At 70.3% G+C, this 11,751-nt stretch carries 11 protein-coding genes; 3 read left to right on the plus strand and 8 right to left on the minus strand.

Translation table 11 applies throughout. The annotated features are described in order from the left end of the window. Positions 1–60: 60 nt before the first annotated feature. Positions 61–2,403, minus strand: a complete 2,343-nt coding sequence (locus tag D7X99_RS23435) for a hypothetical protein (RefSeq protein WP_121779722.1) — start codon at positions 2,401–2,403, stop codon at positions 61–63. Between the two features lie 520 nt (positions 2,404–2,923). On the opposite strand from D7X99_RS23435, the gene D7X99_RS23440 reads away from it, so the two are divergent. Further along, complete coding sequence (locus tag D7X99_RS23440; protein WP_121779723.1) at positions 2,924–3,133, plus strand: hypothetical protein; 210 nt, start codon at positions 2,924–2,926, stop codon at positions 3,131–3,133. Between the two features lie 48 nt (positions 3,134–3,181). After that, positions 3,182–3,376 carry a hypothetical protein gene (locus D7X99_RS42390; protein ID WP_147476237.1) on the plus strand — a complete coding sequence of 65 codons (195 nt, stop codon included), beginning with the start codon at positions 3,182–3,184 and terminating at the stop codon, positions 3,374–3,376. A 40-nt stretch (positions 3,377–3,416) separates the two neighbouring features. Here D7X99_RS42390 and D7X99_RS43850 read toward each other — a convergent pair whose 3' ends face one another. The 7 genes from D7X99_RS43850 to D7X99_RS23475 form a co-directional block, all read right to left on the minus strand. Further along, a complete protein-coding gene (locus D7X99_RS43850) occupies positions 3,417–4,235 on the minus strand; it encodes a c-type cytochrome (protein ID WP_211484369.1) in 819 nt (272 codons plus the stop codon). A gap of 24 nt (positions 4,236–4,259) precedes the next feature. After that, on the minus strand, positions 4,260–5,378 hold the full coding sequence (locus tag D7X99_RS23450; RefSeq protein ID WP_121779724.1) for a metallophosphoesterase: 1,119 nt from the start codon (positions 5,376–5,378) through the stop codon (positions 4,260–4,262). Positions 5,379–5,390: 12 nt separating this feature from the next. Continuing rightward, positions 5,391–6,701 carry a cytochrome-c peroxidase gene (locus D7X99_RS23455; protein ID WP_121779725.1) on the minus strand — a complete coding sequence of 437 codons (1,311 nt, stop codon included), beginning with the start codon at positions 6,699–6,701 and terminating at the stop codon, positions 5,391–5,393. 221 nt (positions 6,702–6,922) lie between these two features. After that, a complete protein-coding gene (locus tag D7X99_RS23460) occupies positions 6,923–8,299 on the minus strand; it encodes a bifunctional lysylphosphatidylglycerol flippase/synthetase MprF (RefSeq protein ID WP_169827421.1) in 1,377 nt (458 codons plus the stop codon). Between the two features lie 263 nt (positions 8,300–8,562). Next, positions 8,563–9,456 (minus strand): transglycosylase domain-containing protein, encoded by an 894-nt coding sequence (locus D7X99_RS23465; protein WP_121779727.1) that lies wholly within the window; start codon positions 9,454–9,456, stop codon positions 8,563–8,565. Positions 9,457–9,469: 13 nt separating this feature from the next. Further along, the gene (locus D7X99_RS23470) at positions 9,470–10,174 is read right to left on the minus strand and encodes a CHAP domain-containing protein (RefSeq protein WP_121779728.1); all 705 of its coding nucleotides are present in this window, start codon (positions 10,172–10,174) and stop codon (positions 9,470–9,472) included. 137 nt (positions 10,175–10,311) lie between these two features. Further along, on the minus strand, positions 10,312–11,415 hold the full coding sequence (locus D7X99_RS23475; RefSeq protein ID WP_121779729.1) for a hypothetical protein: 1,104 nt from the start codon (positions 11,413–11,415) through the stop codon (positions 10,312–10,314). A gap of 75 nt (positions 11,416–11,490) precedes the next feature. Between D7X99_RS23475 and D7X99_RS23480 the strand changes: the two genes are divergently transcribed. Further along, the gene (locus D7X99_RS23480) at positions 11,491–11,751 is read left to right on the plus strand and encodes a hypothetical protein (protein WP_233613644.1); all 261 of its coding nucleotides are present in this window, start codon (positions 11,491–11,493) and stop codon (positions 11,749–11,751) included.

The raw sequence follows: 11,751 nt of genomic DNA on the forward strand, positions 1-11,751 counted from the left end.
TTCCCCGCTGCACCGTGACGGCGCCGGACCCGGTTTCAGGGGTCGGCGCCGTTCGCGTTTCTACGGCGTCGTCGTGGCGGCGGTCCGGGGAAGCGGCAGCCCCGTGGGCCTGACGATGCGCGCCTCGCAGTTGGGGCGGCGGCCCTCCCGGTCGTCCTCCTGGCGGGCCTGCTCTTTCACAAGGTCACCCCTCAAGAGGATGCCCTGGGGCAGGGACTGCTCCACCTTCGTGTCCATGCAGGCGTCGAACGCGCGCCGCATCCAGGGGCCGGCGGCGCGGACCGAGAAGCCGCCCAGCGCGTCCATGCGGGCAAGACCGTCCAACCGCTCCGTGAACACCGGGTAGCCCTCCTTCGCCTCGCGCCGGGCGTGGACCAGGGTGGCGGCGGCGCGCAGGCCCGGGGGCAGGCGGAGGAAGTCCGGTCCCGGGACGCCCGAGACGGACAGGACGTGGTTTCGCAGCGGTTCGCGCGCGAGCATCAGCGGCAGCGAGACACTGAAGAGCCGTTTCCCCACGGCATCGCCGGTGCGCGTGAACTCCAGGGCGAGCAGCGCGAGGATCTCCGGATCCAGCCGGGGCAGCACGACCAAGGGGTCGCCGTCGGCCTCTTTCAGCGCGCGCTTCGGATCCACCAGCACATCCCGGGTGAGGCGCAGCATGGAGCGGTCCTCGGGGGACGCCAGCGCGGCGAGCTCCGCGTCCTTCGGCGAGCGCTGGCCGGTGAGCAGGTCCAGCAGCAGCATCCGTTCCGGCTGCCGCGCGAGGTCGGCGGGGATCCAATCACGCATCACGTAGGACGTGTGCTCAGGCCCTGCGGCCTCCGCCGTGCGTCCGGCCAGCACCAGGAAGGCCCAGGTCCGGTGGCGCGGGTCCTGGCCGTAGCGGCGCACCAGCCCCGTGGCCGCGTCTCGCAGCCGCGCGCGCAAGAGGATGCGCACGTCCAGCTCCAGCGCCTCCAGTGTCTCAGGTGGGTGCTTCTCAACGAAGGGCTTCAACAGCTCCGCCGTCTGGACCTCGTACGGCGAGCGTCCAGCGTCGTCCCCCCGGTCCGGGTGCTCCAGTTCGAAGCGCCACCGCGCCTCCAACCACGCACGGGTCACGTCGGGCGAGTCCGGGAAGCGCGCCGCCAGCTTCGAGTAGGCGTCGACGGCGTCCGAGGAGCCCAGGTCCGGCGGGCTCGCGCGCTGCAGGTAGAGGGCCGCCAGCGGCGAGTCCGGATGCTGCTGCGCGTGCTCCGCGTAGCGTGCGCGGGCCTGGGACCCCTGGCCGATGTGGCGCATCAACGACAGCGCCAGCGCTTGCGCGGCCGGGTCCTCCTGCCAGGTGTGCATCAGCATCGCCGCGAAGTCGCGCGTGTTGCGCCAGCGCAGGTCGGCCGGCAGGTTCGCGGGCACCTGCGTGTCCACGAAGAGCCATGCGCGCGCGGCCATCTCCCGAGCGACGGTATTGCCCGGCTCCACCTCCGCCACGGCGGACGCCACGCGGCCCGCGGCCTGCCAGCTCCCCTCTTCCGCGTAGAGGCGCGCGGCGGACTCCCACTTCGCGGACTGCACGGAGAGCTGTTCGCCCGGCTGGAGCACCGAGGCGATCTCCGGAAGGGACCTGGCGTAGGGGCCCGCGGAGACGACCCCTTCCTCAGGGACCGCCTCCAGCATCGCCGCGCCCTTCACGTTGTAGAGGATGCGCTCGCCCTGGACTGGAAGTGTCACGTCCTCGATGACGGACTCCTGGCCGGGCCAGGTCGTCACCGCATGGAGCGGTCCGTCTCCCAACTTCACGCGCCCCTGCTCCTGCGTCCCGGGCGCCACCACCCAGTGCTCGCCTCCGATGCGCACGTCCACGGGGCGCGACAGACCGTTGACGACCGTCACGGCGCGCATGCTGCGCGCGTCCAGCCACACCGCGCCCAGCCCCACCAGGCCGCAGAGCCCCAGCGCCATCCCAGCCAGGGACACCGCGCGGCGGCGCGACCTTCCAAGCGAGGGCGGCACCTGTCCGATGACCTGGACCCGCGCCTTGCCGTCCGTGCGCACGAGGTAGCCGTCCATCGGCCACACCGGAATGCCCAACACCGTCACCGTGCGCTCGGCGACGAAGGGCGCGTCCGGCGCGGCGCCGCGAGGAGGCGCGCCCCTCCACCGGACACCCGTCCCCAGCACGGAGGACGTCTCCGGCGACCGTGCCGCGATGACAAAGGCGCCCCGGTCCTCCACCAGCGTCGCCAGCAGCTCCCGCATGGGGCCAGGCGGCTCGTGCTCCAGCCGGCGTGAGAGCACCGCATGCACCGCCCACGCATCACCCCGCGTGAGCGCCTCCGACAGCGCGGCATCCGGCAGGAGCTCCGCCAGACGCGGCGCGCGCTCCAGTAAACCGCTGGGGTCCGTGACAGGGACGAGGGACATGGCCCGCATTCAACCGGGACCCGGCGGGGGGAAGGCAAGACCCCAAGCCCTGAATCCTGTCAGGCCATGGCCCGAAGCCTCCCCGCGCAGCGGACGCCGTCGACCTCGTAAGGGTTTCCACCATCCATCGTCCCGCCAGGCCTTCAGGCCTGAAGGCTGCCCCCACCGATGAGAAGGTAAGAACCCCGCCGAGCCCCCGGCGGCGGCGCGCGGCCAAAACCTGTCCGACTGTCGGACAGCTTTGGACCACCGCATCCAGGGTCCCCGACACCCGAGCCGAGAAATCCTGTCCGACTGTCGGACAGCTTTGGGCCATCGTGGCTGGCCGGGGCCTCCGCTCAGTCCCGCTCGCGGAAACCTGTCCGACTGTCGGACAAGTTCGGGGGCAACCGCGGCCGAGGGAGCACCCCATCGGGCCATTGGAAATCCGCTGGACCGGTTCGTTCGGTGCGCCACTGGCGGGGTGCGGCATGCCACTTGCCTTGAATCCCGTCAGGCCGTTGTCCGAAGCTCCCGCGCCATGGGCGCCTTCGACCTTGTGATCATCTCCGTCATCGTCGCGCTCGGCCTGGGGCGCTTCCTCGTGATGCGCGACCAGCGCAGCGCGCCGCCTCCGGAGGCCGGGCCGCGCAAGCCGACTCCGCAGCGCATCGCCGGTCGCGTCCTGCTGGGGTACGCCTACGCGATGGCGCTGTTCATCCTGGTCCGCTTCTTCCTCAGCCGGATGTGACGGGGGCTGGCTTGCATCCCCTCCCGAGCGCGCTGGATGCTTTCCCCCATGACCCCATGGCTCGTGGCAGGGATGGTGTCCTTGGCGCTGGGGGCATACCTGCGCCGCCGGGATGAACGCGGCCCCACGAAGGGCGTCATCGACCGGCGGCACCTGACGCCGCTGCAAATCACCTACATCCTGCTGTTCGCGTATCCGTTGTGCGCGGCCTACACCGCCCTGGACCTGTACCTGGGCCCCTGAGCGCACGAAGCGCCCCGAGGCCCGAGGTCCAACCCGCGCATCAGTGCTTGCCGTACTCCAGCTTCACGCCCTTGCGCTGCGCGTAGATGTACGCCTCCATCGCGCGCATCTTCGGGTCGCCGTCCGCCAGCGGCTTGCCTCGCACCGGGTTCTCGATGCACCAGTTGATCATGTCGCGCAGCAGCGCCACGCGGCCCAGTTGCACCTGGTACTTCGGGTAGGTCTCCGGGTGGGTGTTGGCCGCGTCCGGATGGCACATGTCGCACGACACGCCCACCGTGCCGCCCAGCGCGTCCGCGTCGTGGAACACGCGGTGGCCCTCCTTCACGGCCGCCTGCACGGAGTCCGCCCACACCTGCTCGTCGCGTTCGGAGTACGCGCCGTAGGTGTGGCCCGTCTGGAGGTTGGCCTTCTGCTGCTGGGGCACCGCCTTGGCGCCCGTCTCCGCGCCCACGCCGCCCTGGCGCACGTCATTGCCCGAGGGCTTCGAGCCGGGGTTGGGCTGGGGCGCGGGAGTGGGGGACTTCTTCGTGGCCGGGGGCGAGGCCTGCGCCAGCACCGGGCCGGGCACGTCGTCCCAGTTCGCGTCCGGGTTCTTCTTGCGCCAGTCATCCATCAACTGCGCGGTGGCGGTGATGGCCTGTGTGCGGGTGAGCTTCTGGCCGTCCTTCACGCCTTGCACTTCCATGGACGTCTCACCGTCGCACAGGCCCAGCACCAGGTTGCCGTCCTTGGACGCGGGCAGGACGTGCTTGGGGAGCGGTTCAGGCTTCGACTCCGGGGACGTGGCGAGCGCCACGCCGCCGGCGAAGGACAGAGCCGCGCACGGGACCACGAGCAGCTTCATTCGAAGGTTCATGGGGAGGGAGTTCCTCTTCCGGTCCTAGTAGGTGGGCAGCTTGGGCTTGGGGGGCGCGGACTGCTTGCCACCGGAGCCCAGGTAGCTGGCGCGCACGGTGATGGGGTCGCGCTGCCAGAGGTTGTAGACCTTGTCCACGAGCCCCGACTCCAGCACGTCCATGCGGCCGTCACCGCAGCCGTCGAACTGGCTGAACGGATCCGCGCGGTTCATGGGCACCGTGAGCGTGGGCAGGCCTTCCGGCGCGTACGGCCACGGCCACGCGGTGGACAGCATCCCGTGGAAGGAGATGTTGCCAATGCGGTTGCTGAGCAACTGGTGCGTGTGGCCGTGGATGACGGTGACCTTCTCGTACGGCTTGAGGATGGCCTGCACCTCGTCCGCGTCGTCGGTCCAGAAGTTCCAGGGCTTGTAGTACTTGTAGAGCGGGGAGTGGCTGAAGACGATGACGGGCGTCGTCTTCGCCACCTTGGCCAGGTCGTTCTGGAGCCACTGGCGCTGCTCGGCGCCGACCTCGAAGCGGGACTGGATGCCATTGTCCAGGCCGGCGACGATCTTCATGCGCTCCATGGGGGAGAGCTTCCGCTCCGTCCAGAAGTCCTTCTCGTGGATGGAGTTGAGCACCACGAAGTGCACGCCCTTGTGGTCGAAGGAGTAGTTGGGCGCGCCGAACAGGTCACGCCACAGCTCGCCCATGTCCAGGAACCAGTCGTGCTCGCCCACCATCATCTTGATGGGGGCCTTCACGGACTTGAGGATTTGAGCGCCCAGCTTGAGCTCACCCGCCTGGCCCAGCTGCGCCAGGTCTCCGCCGAAGAGGACGAAGTCCGGCTGGGGGTCCAGCGCGTTCACGTCATCCACGGCCTTGAGGATGGCGCGCACGAAGCGGTCGTTGAGCTTGTTTTCATACAGGTGCGTGTCGGAGATGTACGCGAAGGAGAACTTCGGCTTCTCCCCCTGCGCCTCCGCCACGTTGACCAATTGGAAGCTGTTGGGCGTGAGCTTGCCCATGCCCGCGACAATGCCGGCGGAGATGCCGGCGACGCGCATGAAGGCGCGGCGGTCCAGCTTCTTCAGGCCCTCGAAGAAGGCGTCGCGTTCGGCGTAGTGCTTCGTCTCGATGCTCTGGAACTTGTTGGCCATGGCGCGCCTCCGTTACCGCTGCTTGGTGGTCGTCACCGGGGTGACGTCGCCGTAGAAGCCCAGGTCCGCCGGGTTCTTCACGTTCAGGTCCGGGTTTGGAGCCAGATCGCCCAGGTTGCCCTTCTTGCCCATGGCGATGGCGTTGTCCCGCTCCGGCCGGGTGTTCTTCCGGGCGCGCTGCTTCGCCAGCTGCTCCTTGTTGAGCTTGTCGAACTTCGTGTCCGTGAGGGTGAAGAGGAACGCCACCAGGTCGTCGATTTCCGGCTCCGTGAGCCCCAGTCGCTGCATCCCCCCGTCGAGGTAGGGATTGGCCACGCCGCCCTTGTTGTAGTGGTCCATCACGTCCCACAGCGTGGTGAGCGACCCGTCATGCATGTACGGGCCGGTGATGCCCACGTTGCGCAGGATGGGCGTCCTGAACGAGCCCACGTCGTTCTCCTGCTTGGTGACGAGGAAGCGGCCCAACTCGGAGAACTCCGAGTTGAGCGCCAGCTCGTCGATCTGCTTCTCATCGCCGGTGCGGACCACCTGCACGCCCTTGCGCGCCAGGGTGACGAAGTCCTGCTTGTGCGCGGCGACGCCGATGTTGTGGAACTTCTGGTCGCTGAACAGCGGGGACACGGCGTTGCCCGCGTGGCAGGAGTTGCAGCGCGCCTTGCCGTTGAAGAGCGCCCAGCCGTTCTTCTCCGACGCGGTGAGCGCCTTGCTGTCGCCCATGATGAACTTGTCGAAGCGCGCGTCGCCGGAGAACTGCATCCGTTCGAACGCGGCGATGGCGACGGCCAGGTCGTCGAAGTTGGGCTCGCGGCCGAACACCTTCTGGAAGTCGGTGACGTACTCGGGGATGCCGCGCACCTTCTTCACGACGGTGTCCGGGTCCGGCATGCCCATCTCACGCGGGTTGAGGATGGGCAGCTTCGCCTGGTCCTCCAGCGTGGCCGCGCGGCCGTCCCAGAACTGGGTGGCGTTGAAGAGGGCGTTGAGGACGGTGGGGCTGTTGCGCGCCACCTTCTGCTGCTTGACGCCTTCGGACAGCGGCTTGCCGTCGGTGAAGCCCAGCTCCGGCTCGTGGCACGTCATGCAGGCCACGGTGTTGTCCACCGACAGGCGCTTTTCCCGGAAGAGCTTCTCGCCCAGCGCCACCCGCTCCGGCGTGGGCTCGGAGCCCTTGGGCACCGCGAGCCGCCACAGCGTCGCGGAGACGCCTGGCGGGAGCTGTGGCGGTGTGGCGGTCGCCGGTGGTGAAGGGGGAGCTGCTGCCAATCCCACGCCGGAGTTGAGCACCACGGCGAGCATCGTGACGACGCCCGAGGGCAGCCGCATGAACGCCTCCTACCCGTTCTCTGGAGCCGCCGCGGGACATCCGCTCGGGTCCGAGGCCGGTCCGGGCATTTCACGCAATCCGCGAGAGCCGTTCAACGGCCTCTCGTTCCCAGGGGAGGGAGAGTGTCTGGGATTGAAACGTCAGAGAGGCTTCATCTTTCCGTCCGGGCGGGACGTGGAAGTCCACGAGGTCGCCAGAGGGTTTGTCCTCGCAGCCGGACTCAGGGCTCCGGGACGCGCAGGTCGCGTGAGCGCAGCAGCATGGCGGACGCCGTCGCGGGGGCGAGCACCGACGCGATGATGATGCTCCAGTCCCACGGCCCCCTCGCCCTGGCGGCGTTGAAAGCCAACGCCTGCACCAATGTCAGACAGGCATCCGCGGTGGTGAGCCGCCCCAGCAGCGTGGCCAGCCCGTCGCGCCAGCGGCGCAGGAGCAGCAGCAGTCCCGCGATGAGCCCCACGTCGAACACCACCCAGCCGTGCTGCACCCACGGCGAGGGGAACCAGTGCGCGCTCATGGGCAGCGCGAGCAGCACCGTCCACGGCACCAGCAGCGCCGTCAGCGCACGTACGAAGAAGCGCGGCCGGCGCAGCAGCGTGACAAGCCCGAACTTCACCAGGCTCCCCCGCGCGAAGGCCCGGAGCGCGTCGTAGATGGCCCACGGCGCTGGCTCGTCCTTCGGGTGGGACAGATAGAGCGTCACCCATGCGTCGGGGCGGAACTTCGCCTTGAAGGAGCGCAGGCCCTCGAAGTCGAACAGCGGACGTCCCGCGCTGCGCGCGAACCGCAGCCACGGCCGCACCGGGCCCGCGAGCGGCGCCAGGCCCAATGTCACGTACTGGCGCCCGTTCAACGCGGCGGCGCGCATCGCGGCGTCCACCAGCGTCTCCGCGGTGCCGTTGGGCGCGGAGGGTTCGCGCAGCAGGTCCTGGAGGAACCAGCCGTCACGCGCGTACACGGGCGTCACTGAAAGGAAGCCCACCACGCGGCCCTCCACCTCCGCCACGAAGGCGCGGCGCTCTCGGGCGAAGGCTCCGGGGGCCAGCCCCACCAGGAAGCCCATGGTCGCCATGCGGCGCGACGCGAGCCAGTGCTCGGCCAGCACCTCCACCGCCGCTCGCAGCGGGTGGCCTTCCGTCTCCATCACCTCCGCGGGCACCTCGCGCACGCGCACACCGTGGGAGCGCGCGCGGCGGAGCTGTTCGCGCAGGCTGCGGCTGCCCTTCACCACCGCTTCCCATTTCGTCGGGTCCCACACCGGCTGCTCGCCAATGGGCAACTCCTCGAACGGGACGAGCCGGGAGAAGCGCGACTCCGTGGCGAAGAAGCTCACGCGCTTGCCCGCGCTCCGGGCCTCCTGGAGGAAGGCCTCCACCACGTCGTGCACGCGCTCATGCGAGGCGATGGGACCGCCTCCCGCCACCCATGCGCCGCCCGTGTCCACGTAGGCGATGCACCCGTCCGCCTCCGGAGAGAACCAATACTGGAAGCCCGGCTGCAGCACCTGGAAGGACGTCGCGTTCCAGCCGTGGTGCTTGAGCAGCGCCAGCACCCGCTCGCGCGGGTCGCCTGCGGGGTCCTGGTGGGGGTCGGCCATGGTGTTTGCGTTCAAACTACGTCCCACGGGACAGCCCCGCCAGCCAAAGCCGCCCGAGGAGACAGGGCCCTCCTGGAGGGACGGGCTGTGAGGAAGTGCACCGCCCCCGGGTGGAAGTGCACGGGGAATGGATCCAATCCGGCCGCTCCCACGCACTACAGGAGGACGTCCTTGACGGGGAAATCAGGGCCGGAAGCCGGGCCCCCACGGCACGGCCCTGCCTTGGGCGGCCCGGCTTGCAGTACCGACACGACGCGCCTTCTTCAGGGGCCGTCGTCCTCCGCGTCGTCCCCGCCCCCGTCGTCCGCGGGAGCCCGGCCGAGCAACTGGTCCACCTCCGCGTGCGCGCTCTCCGCCTGCGCCGCGCTGATGCGCTTGTAGGTCTTCAGCGCGTCCACCACGTGGTGCGCGTGCTTCCACAGCGCTCGGGAACCACTGGCCGGCGAGCGCTTGCGCGGGGACGGCAGCATCGCGGCCAGCACCGCGCCCTGCGCCACGGAGAGTTGGGACGCGGACACGCCGAAGTGCTCCCGCGCTCCTGCCTCAATCCCATACACGCCGTTCCCCCACTCCACCACGTTGAGGTACAGCGTCAGGATGCGCTGCTTCGTCAGCGCGTCCTCCAATCGGCGCGCGAGCACCAGCTCCTTCAGCTTGCGCGTAAGGCTACGGTCCGTGGACAGCCAGAGGTTCTTGGCCAGCTGTTGCGTGAGCGTGGACGCCCCCCGCCCCAGCTCCCCCTTCTCCACCGCCTGCCCCACCGCGCGCGCCAGCTCCACCGTGTCCACGCCGTCGTGCAGGTAGAAGCTCGCGTCCTCGGAGATGAGCACCGCGTCCACCGCGGGCTTGGACACCGCCGACAACGGCACCCACTGCTGCCTCCGGCGCGGCTTGCGCCCGGCCTCGCGCGCCTCGCCCGCCCGCTGCTCGATGAGCGCCGTCGTCTTCGGGTTCTCCTTCGCCAGGGGACTCGCGTCCGGCAGTCCGGCGAACGTGAGCGCCGCCGTCCCCAGGCCCAGCACCCACACGCCCACGAGTATCCAGCGCGCCCAGCGCCTCTTTCGCGGCGGCGCGGGCTGCACCTCCGGCGGTGTCGGCGGGATGGGGCCGGCGGGTTCGGGGCTCAAGGACTCGGATGGACCTTCGACGGTGGACATCTTCCGGCCGTGTCTAGCGCCGTGCCGTCCGGGCGTCACCCTTCACGGTGAGCTTCGCGGAGGCCAGGCGCGGCTGCTCGGGCGAACGCCAGCGTTCGTCCACCGACGCGAAGCCCGCCACCAGCTCCCCCGCCAGGTAGCCGCGCGTCTTCTTCCCCTGGCGGCGCAGCCAGTCGTTGATGACGTGTCCCTCCGCGTCCTTGCGCGCCTCCGGCTGCGCGAGGTTGAAGCGCGAGCGCTTCACCAGCCCGCCGGACTTGTGCACGAACGTCACCGTGCCGTCCGTCCCCACCCGCTCCACGATGCCGATGTGCGTGAGGCCGTCGTTGATGAGGCCGTCGCGGTTGCGGTCGAACGTGTTCTTGAAGAACACCAGCGCGCCCGGCTTCGGCGTCTCCGTCAGCATCCCCAGCGCGCGCGCCTTGCGGTGGATGGCCGTGACGCCGTTCTCCTCCGGCAGCACGTCGTCCGGCAGCAAATCCAACCGCCGCTGCTGGAACGCCAGACGCGTCATGCCCGAGCAGTCATCGCTCACCGTCGAGCTCATCTTCGCCAGCGTCGTCATCCCCACCCAGGACTTCGCCCGCCACAGCGCCCGGTCCGACAACTCGACCACCGGCCGGGCCTTCTTCGCCGCCGTGGCCTTGTTCGATGCCTGAGCCACCCCGCCCCACACCAGCGCGCTCACCAACGCGCCCACCCACACGCCTCGTCCCATGCACACGCGACAGAGCAACCGCCGTGCCCGGTCTTCGCGGCATTGCGCATGTCCACCTCACGACGGAGCGCGCCCACCTGTCGGCATGCGCTGGGCAAGGAAGTTCCCACCCATGGCAACCGCGCACCCTGAATCCCTCAGGGCGCGACGCTGTTCGAGCTGCGTCCGGTCGCGCCCGCGGGCAGCGGCGCGTCACCCGACGCGGGGTTGTTCCACCGGCGCGTGGGCGGCGGCATCCGCTTCTGTTCCTCGCGGAACAGCGTGCGCAGGTGCTCGTCATGGAGGACGGGCGCCGGACGGGGCCGGGGCTCGGTGATGATCCCTGGGGACGGTCGCGGCGACGTGGGGCCCAATCCACTGTTCCCGCAGACCACGCCCACGCATCCGGGGCTGATGTACTCGCCGGGCGTGCTCGGGACCGCCCCGGGCCGCTCGATTTCCCAGGTCCGCGTGGGCCTGGGCTGCATCAGTCTCGGAGGGTTGGCGGGCGGAAACTCCACCGGCGTCGGGCTCTTCTCCCGGGCCTCCAGCGCGACCATCAGCGGCAGCGCCAGCCCCAGCACCGCGAACTGCCCCAGGGCGCCGGGCATCCGCGAACCGGCCGCGGGCAGCACCTGGGTGCGCAGGCTCGACAGGATGAACGCACCGCCAATGGCCGTGCACAGCGCGAGCGCCCCCCACGTCATGGCCTGCGCCGTGATGACAATGGAGGACAGGCGCCAGGTCGCGCCCACGTCCACCGCCGCCCTCAAAGCATTGGCCTTCCAGTCCGCCGCCGGCCCGGCCATGCCGTAGCCCACCGCGCACGCCGCCACCCACACGGCGGCGCCATGCACCTCGCGGCGCAGGAGCCACCCCTGCGTGAGACCCACCGCCACGCCCATCCCGATGGACGCCGTCCCGGGCGACAGCCCCAGCGCCACGGCCAGGGCCCGCGAGCCCACCAGGCCCACCGCCACCGCCATCGCCGTCAACCCCGCCCAGCCAGCCACCTGAAGCCCCGCCCGGCGCAGCGCGAAAGCCTGCGCGTTCCCGAGCATTGCCCCCGCGACCGCGAAGACGCCCAGCTCCGCGAGCCGGTGCACCACGCCCTGCTCCACCGAGGACAGCCGCCAGATGGCCGCCGAGCCCAGCACCGTCTCCAGCAGGCGGGCCCAGCCGTCCGCCTGCGCCCACGGGACGAGCAGCCCCAGCACGGTGACCACGGAGATGAGGAGGACGTGGACGAGACGAGAGCCCATGGCACGGCAGTCTGCGCGAGTCCCCCGCTCCAATGCCATTCACCGAGCCACCTTCCTGCCCGCCGGCCAACGAAGGTGTCGCCCGGTGGAGGTGGATGTACGGCGCGACGCGAGCTGCACGGGCTCTACACGTGGGCGCCCGGGCAGCGGCCCCGCATCCAGGTGTGGATGCGCACCGCGAAGCGCGGCCGGGTCGTGGCCTTCCGCACGGAGGGCTTCTTCCAGCGCGAGTCGAGCCTCTTCGGGCAGCTGGTGCCCCCGTCAGCGGGGTTGGAGCGCCGTGAAGCGGCGGACACTGGGAAATGGAGCACGAGCACAAGGCGCGGCCGGCGCTAG

The sequence above is a fragment of the Corallococcus sp. AB032C genome, from assembly GCF_003668935.1.
Classification (GTDB): domain Bacteria; phylum Myxococcota; class Myxococcia; order Myxococcales; family Myxococcaceae; genus Corallococcus; species Corallococcus exiguus.